The sequence below is a fragment of the Sporolactobacillus caesalpiniae genome (genome assembly GCF_040513385.1).
Lineage (GTDB): Bacteria > Bacillota > Bacilli > Bacillales > Sporolactobacillaceae > Sporolactobacillus.
Genome location: NZ_JBEVCB010000003.1, coordinates 449,423 through 463,171 on the forward strand (window position 1 = coordinate 449,423; position 13,749 = coordinate 463,171).

The 13,749-nt window shown below is 45.9% G+C and carries 13 protein-coding genes; 6 read left to right on the plus strand and 7 right to left on the minus strand.

Annotation, left to right across the window (positions count from 1 at the left end):
* Positions 1-3: 3 nt before the first annotated feature.
* The 6 genes from argF to ABWW58_RS08135 all read left to right on the plus strand — a co-directional run bounded on the left by argF (position 4) and on the right by ABWW58_RS08135 (position 6,542).
* A complete protein-coding gene (gene argF, locus ABWW58_RS08110; protein WP_353868630.1) occupies positions 4-963 on the plus strand; it encodes an ornithine carbamoyltransferase in 960 nt (319 codons plus the stop codon).
* Positions 964-1,057: 94 nt separating this feature from the next.
* A complete protein-coding gene (locus ABWW58_RS08115; RefSeq protein WP_353868631.1) occupies positions 1,058-2,305 on the plus strand; it encodes an argininosuccinate synthase in 1,248 nt (415 codons plus the stop codon).
* A complete protein-coding gene (gene argH, locus ABWW58_RS08120; protein ID WP_353868632.1) occupies positions 2,262-3,650 on the plus strand; it encodes an argininosuccinate lyase in 1,389 nt (462 codons plus the stop codon). Before ABWW58_RS08115 ends, argH begins: the two co-directional genes overlap by 44 nt.
* 167 nt (positions 3,651-3,817) lie before the next feature.
* Positions 3,818-4,762, plus strand: a complete 945-nt coding sequence (gene argC, locus ABWW58_RS08125; protein ID WP_353868633.1) for an N-acetyl-gamma-glutamyl-phosphate reductase — start codon at positions 3,818-3,820, stop codon at positions 4,760-4,762.
* 142 nt (positions 4,763-4,904) lie between these two features.
* Positions 4,905-6,140, plus strand: coding sequence for a multidrug effflux MFS transporter (locus ABWW58_RS08130; protein WP_353868634.1), 1,236 nt, complete (start codon positions 4,905-4,907; stop codon positions 6,138-6,140).
* 15 nt (positions 6,141-6,155) lie between these two features.
* Positions 6,156-6,542 carry a hypothetical protein gene (locus tag ABWW58_RS08135; RefSeq protein ID WP_353868635.1) on the plus strand — a complete coding sequence of 129 codons (387 nt, stop codon included), beginning with the start codon at positions 6,156-6,158 and terminating at the stop codon, positions 6,540-6,542.
* Between the two features lie 52 nt (positions 6,543-6,594).
* Here the strand turns inward: ABWW58_RS08135 and ABWW58_RS08140 are convergent, their stop codons facing one another.
* From ABWW58_RS08140 to ABWW58_RS08170, 7 genes are all read right to left on the minus strand, one after another.
* The gene (locus ABWW58_RS08140; protein WP_353868636.1) at positions 6,595-7,119 is read right to left on the minus strand and encodes a YceI family protein; all 525 of its coding nucleotides are present in this window, start codon (positions 7,117-7,119) and stop codon (positions 6,595-6,597) included.
* A 77-nt stretch (positions 7,120-7,196) separates the two neighbouring features.
* Positions 7,197-7,835, minus strand: a complete 639-nt coding sequence (locus ABWW58_RS08145; protein ID WP_353868637.1) for an NAD(P)-dependent oxidoreductase — start codon at positions 7,833-7,835, stop codon at positions 7,197-7,199.
* 152 nt (positions 7,836-7,987) lie between these two features.
* Positions 7,988-8,404 (minus strand): Rrf2 family transcriptional regulator, encoded by a 417-nt coding sequence (locus tag ABWW58_RS08150; RefSeq protein ID WP_353868638.1) that lies wholly within the window; start codon positions 8,402-8,404, stop codon positions 7,988-7,990.
* Between the two features lie 743 nt (positions 8,405-9,147).
* Entirely contained in the window at positions 9,148-9,315 is a 168-nt protein-coding gene (locus tag ABWW58_RS08155) for a hypothetical protein (RefSeq protein ID WP_353868639.1), read from the minus strand.
* A gap of 224 nt (positions 9,316-9,539) precedes the next feature.
* Positions 9,540-10,211: a ribose-5-phosphate isomerase RpiA gene (gene rpiA / locus ABWW58_RS08160; RefSeq protein WP_353868640.1), complete on the minus strand. Its 672-nt coding sequence runs from the start codon at positions 10,209-10,211 to the stop codon at positions 9,540-9,542.
* A 194-nt stretch (positions 10,212-10,405) separates the two neighbouring features.
* Positions 10,406-11,149 carry a glycerophosphodiester phosphodiesterase gene (locus tag ABWW58_RS08165; protein ID WP_353868641.1) on the minus strand — a complete coding sequence of 248 codons (744 nt, stop codon included), beginning with the start codon at positions 11,147-11,149 and terminating at the stop codon, positions 10,406-10,408.
* A 221-nt stretch (positions 11,150-11,370) separates the two neighbouring features.
* Positions 11,371-13,569, minus strand: coding sequence for an anthranilate synthase component I (locus tag ABWW58_RS08170; protein ID WP_353868642.1), 2,199 nt, complete (start codon positions 13,567-13,569; stop codon positions 11,371-11,373).
* Positions 13,570-13,749: the final 180 nt, after the last annotated feature.

A 13,749-nucleotide genomic window follows, 5' to 3' on the forward strand; every position in this document is an offset into this window, starting at 1 on the left:
AATTTGACAAACGAGACGGCTTCAACACTACAAGGCAGAGACTTTCTAACGATTGCCGAATTTACAGAAGACGAATTGAAGACTTTTTTACAAACAGCCGTTGCTCTTAAGGCGATGCAAAAGCAAGGCGTTCCGCACCATTTCTTAGAAGGTCAGACGCTCGCAATGATCTTCGAAAAAGCCTCAACGAGAACGCGTGTGGCGTTTGAAGTAGGTATGTACCACCTCGGTGGTTCTGCGTTATACTTAAGCAGCAAAGATATTCAAATTGGCCGCGGCGAAACAATTGCGGATACGGCGAAAGTACTTTCGCGATTTGTCGATGGTATCATGATTCGGACGTTCGGCCATGAAGTGGCTGAAGAATTGGCGGCTAACGCCGATGTTCCGGTGATTAACGGGTTGACGGACACCCATCATCCGACACAGATTATTGCCGATCTATTGACTATTTTCGAGCATAAAGGCAAGCTTGAAGGGTTAAAAACATGCTTCATCGGCGATGGTTACAACAATATGGCGCACTCATTAATGGAAGGCGCCGCGGCAGTCGGCATGGACATGACGGTCGCAAGCCCCAAAGGCTACGAACCGGATGCGGCAATTCTTGAAGCAGCGAAGGCAAGAGGCGCGAAGAATGGTTGTACCATCACGTTCACCAACTCGCCTCAGGAAGCGGCTGAAGGCTGCGATGTCGTAATCACCGATACATGGCTGAGCATGGGCGATGAAGATGAGACTGAAAAGCGTCTGCATGATTTTAAAGGCTTTCAAGTCGACGACGCACTTGTCGCTTTAGCAAAACCAGATCATATCTTCATGCACTGCCTGCCTGCTCACCGCGGTGAAGAGGTCACGGAAAGCGTGATTGACGGTGCGCATTCCGTTGTGTTTGATGAGGCGGAAAACCGTCTGCACGCGCATAAAGCAATTCTGAAATGTTTGCTGGAAAAGAACGCCTAAACGTCAGAGAGGCGGCATGTTGGCAAAATCTTAGTTTTTCTTATTCTAGGTAAAATACATTCTAAAAATAATTTATTCCAGGAGGGTTTCACTAATGGCAAAAGAAAAAATCGTTTTAGCATATTCCGGCGGTCTGGATACTTCGGTCTGCATTAAGTATCTGCAAGACAAGTACAATTATGATGTAATCGCACTCAGCATTGATGTCGGCGAAGAAGGTAAAGACCTTGATAAAGTGAAGCAAAAGGCAATTGATGTCGGCGCGATCAAATCGTATGTCGTTGATGCGAAAGAATTGCTTGCAGAAGGATACCTTGCTCCGGCCCTCCAGGCGAACGCATTGTACGAAGGCGTTTACCCGCTTTCTTCAGGTCTTTCACGCCCGCTCATCGGTAAATTACTCGTTGACGTTGCGCATAAAGAAGGCGCGACGGCTGTTGCTCACGGCTGTACAGGAAAAGGAAACGACCAAGTTCGTTTTGAAGTAGCCATCCAAGCGCTCGATCCTTCACTTAAAGTCGTTGCTCCGGTTCGTGAATGGGGCATGACGCGTGACGAAGAAATCAAATATGCGGCAAAGAACGGTATTCCGATTCCGGTTGATCTTGACAACCCATTCTCGATTGACGCCAACATCTGGGGACGTGCGTGCGAGGCAGGCGTTCTGGAAAATCCATGGAACGAAGCACCTGAAGAAGCGTTCGCCTGGACGAACCCGATTGAAAAAACACCGGATGTACCGGAATATATCGAAATTGAATTTGAAAAAGGTCTTCCGGTTGCTCTAAATGGCGTGAAAAAGCCTTTTATTGAAATTATTAAAGAATTAAATGCGCTTGGCGGACTTCACGGTGTCGGACGGATCGACCATATCGAAAACCGTCTCGTGGGAATCAAGTCGCGTGAAGTTTATGAAAACCCGGCTGCACTGATTCTGATCAATGCGCATCAAGGACTTGAAACGATAACGCTGACCAAAGAAGTTTCTAAATTCAAGCCGTTGATTGACAAAGAAATTTCTCAAGTGATCTATGATGGTCTTTGGTATTCACCGATTCGGGAAGCGCTGATGGCTTTTGTAAAGCAAACTCAGGAAGTCGTTTCCGGAAAAGTACGCGTGAAACTGTTCAAAGGTAACCATGTCGTTGTTGGACGCGCATCGGAAAAAAGCCTATACAACGAAAAATTGGCGACTTACACAACAGGCGATGCTTTTGATCATAACGCAGCCGTAGGCTTCATCAAGCTGTGGGGACTCCCGACCAAAGTGAATGCGGAAGTGCATAAGGAGGCAGATCATGGCGAAACTATGGGGCGGCCGGTTTACGAAGTCAACCAATAAACTGGTTGATAACTACACTGCATCGATTTCATATGATCAGGAACTGGCAAAAGAAGATATCGAAGGCAGTCTGGCGCATGTTCAGATGCTCGGAGAATGCGGCGTAGTTACAGAAGAAGAGGCGGGGACCATTCAGCAGGGACTTCGCACGATCTTGAAAAAGGTAGAGAACGGCGAAGCACATTTTTCGACGGACATGGAAGATATTCACATGAACATTGAGAAGATGCTGATTGATGAAATTGGTGCGGTCGGCGGCAAGCTTCACACCGGACGCAGCCGAAATGACCAAGTCGCGACCGACATGCACCTGTACATGCGGAAAAAGACTCAGGTTCTGATCGACTTGCTCGAAGATGTGCAATATGCACTTCTTGAGCAAGCGAAAGCCAATGTGGACACGATTCTTCCCGGATACACACATCTTCAGCGCGCGCAGCCGATCTCCTTCGCGCATCACATGCTTGCCTATTTCTGGATGTTTGAGCGTGATAAAGGTCGGTTAAAGGATAGCGTTAAGCGGATCAACATTCTGCCGCTTGGCGCCGGTGCATTGGCCGGGACGACTTTCCCGATCAATCGGCGTCGTGTGGCTGAACTGCTTGATTTCGATGATGTCTACCCAAACAGCATGGATGCGGTCAGTGACCGTGACTTTGTCGTCGAGGCGCTTGCGGACTGCTCGTTGATCATGGTTCATCTCTCGCGCCTGTCTGAAGAAATGGTGCTTTGGAGCAGCCAGGAATTCCAGTTCATTGAATTGGATGACGCATTCTGCACAGGTTCCAGCATCATGCCGCAGAAGAAAAACCCGGACGTATCCGAGTTGCTGCGCGGCAAAACTGGTCGCGTGTTTGGACATTTGGTCGGCTTGCTGACTGTGCTCAAGGGACTTCCGCTTGCCTATAACAAAGACATGCAGGAAGACAAAGAAGGCATTTTTGACACCGTCAAAACGCTGGAAGGGGCACTGAAATTACTCGCCCCAATCCTTGAGACCATGACCGTCAAGAAAGACCGGATGCGTCACGCTGTTGAAAAAGACTATTCGAATGCTACCGATATTGCGGATTACCTGGCGAAAAAAGGACTGCCGTTCCGTGACGCGCATGCGGTCACCGGAAAAATGGTCCTCTATGCCATTGAAAATAAAAAGTATTTGCTTGATCTAGATTTGGAAGAGTACAAGCAATTCAGTCCTCTTTTTGAAGAGGATATCTTTGAAGCACTGCTTCCTGAAAATGTGATGCGCGCCCGTGAAAGTGAAGGCGGCACTGCGCCACATCAAATTGAGAAACAATTGAAACTCGCGGAAACACGACTGCATCAGAATCATTCATTCTGAGACAGCTGTTTCATATAGTGTCTTTCTGTAAGAATGCAAAAAAAGTATTCTTACCCGTAAGGTTTATTACCCCCTAAATTAGCTTACTATTTTTACTTAAAGCACCGGATACGGATAAAACGTATCCGTTTTTTTTTAGACCTACGAAAGAAAGGATTGTGCGCGTTATGTATTGTGTATATGTAGACGGTCAATATGGTACTACAGGATTAAAAATTAAAGACTATTTGTCGAAGCATCAAAATGTACAAATCTTAACTATAGACTATGAAAAAAGACGAGATCCTGAAACGAGAAAAAAATACATGAATGAAGCGGACATCGTTTTTCTATGCCTCCCTGATCAGGCGGCTAAAGAGGCGGTAAAGCTCATTGAAAACAGTGAAACGAGAATCATTGACGCGAGCAGCGCACACAGGATTGACGACGATTGGGCATATGGAATACCTGAACTTGGCCCAACCCAAAGAGATAGAATAAAAAATTCGAAACGTGTGAGTGTTCCCGGGTGCCATGCAACCGCGGCAATATTGGCGCTTTCCCCATTAGTAAAAGGTGGAATTGTCCCGAAAAATTATCCGGCAGCTATTTTCTCCGTTACAGGTTATAGTGGCGGTGGTAAAGATGTGATTGCAAAATACGAGAGTGGGAATAGAGACCGACATTTAGACATCCCGCGACACTATGCGTTGAGTCAAAATCACAAACATTTACCTGAAATTCAAAAGTATGCAGGACTGGACGATAAGCCAATGCTCATCCCGGTTATTTGCGGTTATTATAAAGGACTAGCCGTAAGCATTCCACTATTCTCTAATAAGTTAGCTAAAGATCACTCACCTGAAGAGATACGTCGTTTTTTAGCAAATTATTATTCCGGAGAACCATTTGTAAACGTTATGCCTAATGAGACGGAAGGACTTCTTGAAGATGGGAGTTTCGACATTACGGCATGCAACGATACAAATAGGGCGGAACTTTTTGTGCTTGGGAATGACGATCGAATCATGCTGATGACACGATTAGATAATTTAGGCAAAGGAGCTTCCGGGGCGGCGATTCAATGCATGAATATTATGCTGGGAATTCCTGAACAAACCGGACTTGTTTAACCGTCTGAATGGACGGGTCAAGTCGTTGCATCTTAATGCAAGTTCAGTTTTTCCACGATTATCTAGTTGAAATTCAGCAACACCAACCAGTTTTTTGCTATGATAGCCACAAGAACTTCATGAATGGAAAGGCTGATTGAACGTGAAAGCAACACAAACAGCTTCGGCGGCGCCGGGACTTGGAAAAGGGGTACATGTCCGTTTTGTGCTTGTACTCGGAGCACTTGGTGCGTTCGGACCGCTATCAATGGACATGTATCTTCCTTCTTTGCCATCGCTGACAAGAGATCTGCAGACAACAACATCTATGGCGCAATTAAGTATCACCGCCTGTCTGATCGGGCTCGCAGTGGGACAGCTCATTTTAGGTCCGCTCAGTGATAAATTCGGACGGAAGCTTCCTTTGCTTGCCGGACTGATCACATTTACACTAACTTCTTTTCTTTGCTCCATCACCACATCCATCGGATTGCTCGTTGTTCTGCGCCTGATTCAAGGGATGGCAGGAGCGGCGGGGATGGTGATTTCGCGAGCGATCGCCAGGGATCTGTATGCCGGCACGAAACTAACGAAATTTTTCTCAATGCTGATGGCGGTTAATGGCATCTTCCCAATATTGGCACCAATTTTGGGTGGTTTTGTGCTCCGGTTTCCTTCTTGGCACGGTGTTTTTGTCGTGCTGTGCGTGATTGGTTTCTTGCTTTTTATTGGAGCTGTAACCTGTATACCGGAAACACTGCCTGCCGAAAAACGGATTTCCGGTGGCATTGGCGCGACCGTATCCGCAATGGGTCATATTTTTCGCGACACCCGCTTCGTTGGGTACGCGCTCGTATTAGGGCTCGTTATGGGTGCGATGTTCTGCTATATTTCGGCTTCATCATTTGTACTCCAGGACATGTTTTCGGTGTCACCGCAGGGATTCAGCCTGTTTTTCGCCACCAATGGTCTTGGCATTGTGCTTATGTCGCAGCTTGCGGGTCTGCTCGCCGGCCGAGTGGATGCACGAAAAATTTTGCGAACCGGTATTTATATAGCGACAATCGGAAGTATTGCGCTTTTTGCGAGCTTATTGTTTGAACCGCCGCATTTAATCGCAGTGATGATTCCGCTTTTCCTCGTTGTTTCAATGGTAGGACTTGTCAACTCAACGGCTTTCTCGCTGGCGATGCAAAGTCAGGGGAGAGCGGCGGGCAGTGCATCGGCGATTCTCGGGATGGGCATGAATACCGTTGGCGCGTTGCTCTCGCCGCTAGTCGGACTTGGCGGCAGCCATACGTATTTTCCGATGGCGCTGATGATTCTCTTCTGTGAAGTAAGCGCGCTCTTCATCTATTTGTTTTTTATCGCTAAGGGATCTTTAAAAATCACGAAATGAAAAGAGATTGACAGCATGAGATCATTTTTAATGGATTTATACCAGATTCGACCAAGCCAGCTTTACTTAGATCAGGATAAAATTGATCGCTTAAAAGAGCTATTTGATCCGCTTAATGTGCGCTTCAATGCGCCGCTCCCCATTAAGAAAAATGGGGGTGAGGCTTTTCTGACTGATGGTCACACGCGTGCTTTCCTCTATAGTGAGGCGAAAATATCGGTCATTCCGGTCTATTGGGATGAAGATGATCCGGATATGGACCTTTATCAAAACCGCCTCAACTGGTGCCGCGAAGAGCGTGTCATGTTCATCGACGACTTGAAAGAACGAATCCTCCCCCATGATCAATTTGAAAACGAATGGATTAAGCGTTGTGAAAAAGCAGTGAGAAAAGAAAAATAAAATAAGAACGGACAGCTTGGATAAGCCGTCCGCTCTTATTTTTTGCAGGTTATTAAGCATTTTGCGTAAATTCAGCTTCAACATTAATCTTGATCTTGTTGCTGACAACAAGATTGCCGTTAGCAAGTGATTGGCTCCAAACTAAGCCGTATTCGCGACGATCAATTGCAAAGGACAAGCTTGCACCGTTTCGTTTGAGACCATATGGATCGTCGACAGGAGAGCCAACCTCTGCTTCAAAGGTCACCGCTTTGCTCGTTCCCTTGATCGTGAGTGTTCCCTCAATTTCATAGTCGCCATCATCAGACGCGGTCACTTTTGTTGATACAAATTTGATTTCCGGAAATTTTTCTGCATCAAAGAAATCGGCGCTTTTTAAGTGATCATCACGATCTTTAATGCGCGTATCAATACTAGCGACGTCAATCGTAACCTCGACCGCAGTAATTTTTCCGCTGTAATCAGTTGTCACATTGCCTGATGTTGTCTTGAAGTTTCCTTTTACATTTGAGAGCCCCATATGTTTTACAGAGAAGCCTGTTTCTGTGTGTGCTGAATCAATTGTCCATTTTGCCATGTTCATCCACTCCTAATGGTTTTTTGAAATCTATTTCAGAATCAACGCAGCTGCGTGTTCTGCTGATTTATTAGCTTTTAATTTTCTTCGGAGACTACAGTAAATCGTTCTCTAACATGCTTCGGTGCTTCGATTTCGTCGATAAGCGCCGCTGCGTAATCTTCATAGCTGACATAGCTTTTGCCGGTGTTGTTGAGAAGCAGTTGATCCTTTCCGGTTCTGTAATGACCGGTTCTTTTGCCCAACGCGAAGACTGCTGACGGACTGATAAAGGTCCAATTCAAATCAGTCGTTTTCTGAAGCTCTTCAAGATTCTTTGCCTGATTGGAAGCAGTTGCCTTAAAGATATCCGGAAATTCCGGTGTATCAATGACACGTGTTATCTGATCTTTATCAACGAACAGGCTGCCTGCGCCGCCGACAACGATCAGACGTGTTTCAGAGAGACCCGTCACTAATTCAATGAGCTTTCTTCCTGCCTTGACATGCAGGTCTTCTTGACCAAACGGCGCTGAAAAAGCATTTACGACAGCGTCAAAAGCTGCCAGATCTCCGCGCGTCAGATCGAATAAGTCTTTTTGAATAATGTTGAGACTTGTATCGTCTAATTTATCAGGATGTCTGACAATCGCGGTCACCTGATGGCCGCGCCTGATTGCCTCTTGAGAAATACGTGATCCCGCTTTGCCCGCAGCACCTATAATTGCGATGTTCATGGGAAATCCCCCTCCTTATTGGTGTAACATAGTTAGTTACAGCTTGCTTATTAGAAAACTTGGCTTCGCTGAGCCTTTGGAGAAAGCGAAGCCTTAGTTGTGCTTATGATTTCGCTAATCTTTTACGATTTCATACTTACTTGGTGCATAAATCATTCTTCTTCAAAAAGATGGTGAAGGATGGTTTCAATCGTTTCACTTGAGAGTTTGCGCTCCAAAGCAGCTTGAGCAGTACCAAATGCATCGTCAAGCACGTGACGGATACTTTTGCCTACCGGACAGTGCGGATTCGGATTGTCATGAACGGCGAAAAGATGATCTTTCGGTTCAACCGCTCGGAATACATCAAGTAATGAGATGTCGGAAGGCGGCCGAGTCAAGGACGCTCCGGCTTTGCCGGCGGTTGTTTGGATCAAACCGGATTTCTTAAGCATGCCGAGAAGTCTGCGAATGACAACCGGATTGGTGTTCACACTGGCGGCAATGTAATCCGATGGCAAATCCTCATGGGGCTTAGATGCGATCAGAGCTAAACTATGTACGGCGACAGCGACACGGGTATTGATCATTTCCTACACCACCTGTAACTATTATAATTACAGGATATTCACCTGTCAATCATTTTAAACTTAAAGGAATAATATTTTTGGCAATTTAGCTTAATAACTAAACGGCTGACGGAAGAAGCGCAGCAAACCTATAAGAGAAGGAGTTAGGCCGAATTGAAGTTCAACCTAACGAAGGAAAAGTCGAACTGAACCATCAGAAAGTCGAACCGAACGTGATCAAAGTTGAACCCAAGAGAGGAGAAGTCGAACCGAAGACTCGAAGTCGAACTGAACCATCGGAAAGTCGAACCGAACGCGGCCAAAGTCGAACCCAAGAGAGGAAATGTCGAACCGAAGACCAAAAGTCCAACCTAACGAGTGAAAAGTTACACCTAAAGAGTAAAAAGCCGAACCGAACACGTGGAAAGTTCAGCCGAAGAGCGGAGAAGTTGAGCGCTGATTCTTTAGCCTGAACGCTGATTCTTTTGCCTGAACGCTGATTCTTTTGCCTGAACGCTGATTCTTTTGCCTGAGCGCTGATTCTTTTGCCTGAACGCTGATTCTTTTGCCTGAACGCTGATTCTTTTGCCTGAACGCTGATTCTTTTGCCTGAGCGCTGATACTTTTGTCTGAACGCTGATTCTTTAGCCTGAACGCTGATTCTTTTGTCTGAACGCTGATTCTTTTTTCTGAACGCTGATTCTTTTGTCTGAACGCTGATTCTTTAGCCTGAACGCTGATTCTTTAGCCTGAACGCTGATTCTTTAGCCTGAACGCTGATTCTTTTGCATGAACGCTGATTCTTTTGCATGAACGCTGATTTTTTTGCCTGAGCGCTGATTCTTTTCTCTGAACGCTGATTCTTTGCTGAGCGATACTTTTGTCTGAACGCTGATTCTTTTGCCTGAACGCTGATTCTTTTGCTCGAACAATGCAAAATTGGTCCCTTTTACTCACGTATTTTTACTTCGCCGTTTGTCTTTACTGCGTAATAATCTGCTAAAAAAATTACAAATATCCAGATTTTGAACGATTCAAGGATAGGCAGTAACGAATTTCTATTTAGCAAGGAATTAGCGGAAAGTTGAGCCAAATCATAGCAAAAAATCAAAAAATACCCCTATCTGAACCGCAGATAGGGAGAGGTAAAACAGGGTTATCTTTCAAGTGTTTCGGTATGTCCGTCCGGATAACCAATAATTACTTTTTCTGTCATGCCGATGAAGAGGCCGTGTTCGACGACTCCGGTGAGATGATCCAGCTCATTCGCCAACTCCTCGGCGTTGGCAATGGACTGCAAATGAAGATCAAGAATGTTATGATGCGCATCGGTCACATAGGGTTGTCCATCAGCGGAGCATCGAAGCTCAGGATGATAACCTTTTCCGGTAAAATAGGCTTCAACATGTTTCCAACCAAATGGAACAACCTCGACAGGGAGAGGAAAAGCGCCTAATTGTTCGACTTTTTTGCTGCTGTCCACAATCCAGATCCGTCGATCAGACGCTTTGGCCACCAGTTTTTCATAGAGCAGAGCGCCGCCTCCGCCTTTAATGCCGCTTAATTGTGAGTCAACTTCATCAGCTCCGTCGATGGTCACATCAATTTTTGTCACTTCATTTAGCGGGAGCATCGGAATTTTCCATTCTTTAGCAAGATTGATTGTTTTCTGAGAGGTCGCGACACCGGTTAGTTCAAAACCGTCTGCTACTTTTTTGGCAAGTGCCTCTAGAAAGTAGTATACGGTCGAGCCGGTGCCCAGACCAATGGTCATTCCTTCTTTAATTTCGTCTATAGCTTTTTGTCCTGCCGCTTGTTTCCCGTTCATCATTATCCCTCGTTTTCTATTGACTGCATGTAATGTGTCTATTGCCATGATCGCTACATGTGGGAACGTTCTCAATTTTATTATAGCCAAAGTAGTGAACAGTTCCAATGTACATTTTCGGGCACTCGTCGATTCATTAGCAAAAAAATAACATGTCTCTTCTCTTAGAAAAAGCGACATGTTCTCAGTAGCAGTTATTTGTTTATCGTTTCATAACTCTTGCGCAGATCCAGGGCGGCCTCCGGATGATCCGTAATGATGGCGTCGAGACCCATTTCAAAAGCAAGCTGCATGTTTTTCGGCTGATTCACAGTCCAAGCACGAACCTTGATACCATGATTCTGCAGCTGTGCCCCAGTTTCCGAAAGCGCGCTGGGTTGCCACAGATGTTGCGCAGTCGCACCGACTTGCTCTGTATAGCGCCAAGGATCGGCGAGACGTTCCCATAATAGGAGGGCAATCTCCGCGTTCGGCTTAATCTGCTTCAATCGAATCAAGGACTCATGATTAAAGGAAGAATACACAACAGGAAAAAGCGGACGATACTGATCAACGAGATCGGCGACACGCGCTTCAATACCTGGATAGACATTGCGATCCGTTTTAAATTCTATATTCAGGACACCGGGGTAATTTTTCAGAAGCTCGAGCACTTGACTAAGGGTGGGTACACGCTCACCTTTGAACTTCGGTGAAAACCAAGAACCGGCGTCGAATCGTTTTAATTCTTCTAATGTATACGATTTGATTTGGCCCTTGCCGTTGGTTGTCCGATCGATTTTTTCGTCGTGAATGACAACGACTTGTTGATCTTTAGTCAAATGGACATCTAATTCGATACCGTCACTTCCGACACGCATCGCCTCCTCAAATGAAGCGAGTGTATTTTCAGGCCTGTTGCTTTTACTGCCGCGATGGGCATATACTGCTGTTTTCATGACAAATCCTCCTCATTCATTGCAACACGGTGAATCTCATCATTAGAACTAATCGCCGAATCTTATGTGAAACTGGCGGTTTTCATGCAGGTTCACCATTCGTTATGGCAATATGTCTAATCTATGATTGCAGGGTTGAAGTCATGTTGACGGAGAATAGTATCGTAAAAGTCAGTGCCGCATGCAAAAGAATTAGATCGTTGAAACCCATACCAATCATTTCATCGATTTCCTGCGGGTTGCAGACGGATCAACTGAAAAACATTTTTTAAAATCTTCATGCCGGCTTGTGCGTCAAGAGTCATTATAGATTCGGGATGAAACTGAACGGCGGCAATCGGAAGGCTTCGGTGCTCGACAGCCATAATAACATGATCCTCCGAGGTTGCCGTAGCTGCCAGGTCTGTTGGCAATTGATCGGCATAAATTGAATGATAACGTCCGGCTCTAAATGGTTGCGGCACATCCTTAAATAAAAAACTTCCGTTGTGGCTAATGGTTGATGCTTTGCCGTGAGCCGGAACGGGCAAGACGCTAAGCGATCCGCCAAAATAGCTGACGATGCCTTGAAGGCCAAGGCAGATACCGAATAAGGGGAGACGATGCTTGATACATAGATCGATCGTTTCCTGCATTTGAAAACGCTCAGGGCGGCCGGGTCCGGGTGAAAGGACGACAAGATCAATCGGCTCAGCGCCGATACGGATCATTCTGCGGGCTGCCGGACTGCGCCTGACGGTAACCCTCGCGCCAAGCGTTTGAAAGTATCCGGACAGCGTATGGACAAAAGAATCTTCATGATCGACAAATAGGATGTGAAGCGGGTGATCCGCATAGTTTGCTCCATTTTGGCTCGGGACATTCTGCTCTTTGTCAACAACCGGATGAAGTGCTTCGATCAGCGCGCCTGCTTTGGTATGTGTTTCGCGTTCCTCACTTTTCGGATCAGAATCATAGAGCAGAGTGGCACCGACGCGGATTTTCGCTTCACCTTTTTGAAGACGCAGACATCTTAAGGCAAGCCCGGTATTCATGTCGCCATTGAATCCCATCCAGCCGACAGCACCGCCGTACCAGCCGCGCGCGGTTCTTTCATGACGTTCGATCCAGCGCATCGCTTCACGTTTCGGCGCTCCGGTGATCGTCACTGCCCACATATGGCTGATAAACGCGTCAATAGCGTCGAAACCTTCTTTTAGTTGGCCTTTAATGTGGTCAACCGTATGGAATAAGTGAGAATACGTTTCAATTTGGCGCCTGCCGATTACTTCCACGGAACCCGGAACACAGATTCTCGATTTATCATTACGATCGACATCCGTGCACATTGTGAGTTCAGATTCCTCTTTTTCAGAGCTAAGCAATGTCTTAATTTGCTCGGCGTCTTCAATCGCAGATCCCTTTCTCTTGATCGTTCCCGAGATCGGGCAGGTTTCGACGGTCGTTCCGTCGACTCGAACAAACATTTCAGGAGAACAGCCGATTAAGAATTCTTCGTTATTTAAATGAATTAAGAACCCATAGGGACTTGGATTGATCTGTTGCAGCCGTTGGAAAATTTGCGAAGGACGGCTGGAACAGTTTCGTGTCAGGACGCGGCTGGGTACCACTTCAAACAAGTCGCCCTTGCTAAACGCGTCTTTCGCCTTGCGGACGAGTTCAGCATAATCACCCATCTTGTCCGCATAGCCCAATGGGATCTCGGACTTTTTCAGAGCATGAAAAGGGTAACGGGTTCCGGAATGGGGCAGATCCTTCGTCGTTAAGCTGCCATAGGTAAAATCATAGTTTATTTTACAGGCCTCGTTCTTCTCGCGATCAACAACAATCAGTTCATCCGGAAAATAGAGCTGTAAATCATTTTGGTTGGGATCGCGTTCTTTATTCAAAGAATAGCGTTCAAATTGAAGAACAAGATCGAATCCGAATGCACCATACAAGCCGAGAAACGCGTCATCCGTTTGAAACAAGGATTGAATTTCTCGCAGCACCGAAAAGATTGAGGAACGTTTTGTACGGTTTTCTTCTTTAATCAACGCGTCATCTGTTCGTTTGATCGTGCCGGCTAGCTCATCACGACTATGCTGAACCAGCAGAACATCGGGATTGGATAAATGATCAGTCAAGAAAGCGATCAGCACTTTGCCGCGACTGTTCAGTGCTTTAATCCGAAACGCATTATTTTTTGATGTGAGTTCGAGCGGCGGGTTAACAAAACCGATATCCCAGCGTGAATAACGGCCGGGAAAATGATAGGCACTGGAAAACAGGGCGCCTTTATACTCGTCAAGTTTCTTTTGGATCTTAAGAATGGAAGGTTCTCCGGAGATGGGTATTTGGTTTCGGGTGATGTCCATGCCCTTGCCTGTGGAATAATGAATGGACTTGTGAAATTGGTCAATTTCTGTTAGGAAACTCATCTTATTATCCTCCTGTATAAGTGTTTTTTATACAGAAGAGCAACGGTGAATCAGAAGAAGATAACAAATAAAAGCAAGCCCGGACGGACCCACGATAAATGTGCGATTCTGTTCTCAACTCTGCTCTTCTTTACTCAGCTGAACTATGCTAAACTAGACTATCTACAGCATACATAGGAA

Excerpts from the sequence above, each read along its gene's own strand:
- ABWW58_RS08115 (WP_353868631.1), top strand. The coding sequence starts at position 1,058 with ATGGCAAAAGAAAAAATCGTTTTAGCATATTCCGGCGGTCTGGATACT.
- argH (WP_353868632.1), top strand. The coding sequence starts at position 2,262 with ATGGCGAAACTATGGGGCGGCCGGTTTACGAAGTCAACCAATAAACTG.
- argC (WP_353868633.1), top strand. The coding sequence starts at position 3,818 with ATGTATTGTGTATATGTAGACGGTCAATATGGTACTACAGGATTAAAA.
- ABWW58_RS08135 (WP_353868635.1), top strand. The coding sequence starts at position 6,156 with ATGAGATCATTTTTAATGGATTTATACCAGATTCGACCAAGCCAGCTT.
- ABWW58_RS08140 (WP_353868636.1), bottom strand. The coding sequence starts at position 7,119 with ATGGCAAAATGGACAATTGATTCAGCACACACAGAAACAGGCTTCTCT.
- ABWW58_RS08145 (WP_353868637.1), bottom strand. The coding sequence starts at position 7,835 with ATGAACATCGCAATTATAGGTGCTGCGGGCAAAGCGGGATCACGTATT.
- ABWW58_RS08150 (WP_353868638.1), bottom strand. The coding sequence starts at position 8,404 with ATGATCAATACCCGTGTCGCTGTCGCCGTACATAGTTTAGCTCTGATC.
- rpiA (WP_353868640.1), bottom strand. The coding sequence starts at position 10,211 with ATGAACGGGAAACAAGCGGCAGGACAAAAAGCTATAGACGAAATTAAA.
- ABWW58_RS08165 (WP_353868641.1), bottom strand. The coding sequence starts at position 11,149 with ATGAAAACAGCAGTATATGCCCATCGCGGCAGTAAAAGCAACAGGCCT.
- ABWW58_RS08170 (WP_353868642.1), bottom strand. The coding sequence starts at position 13,569 with ATGAGTTTCCTAACAGAAATTGACCAATTTCACAAGTCCATTCATTAT.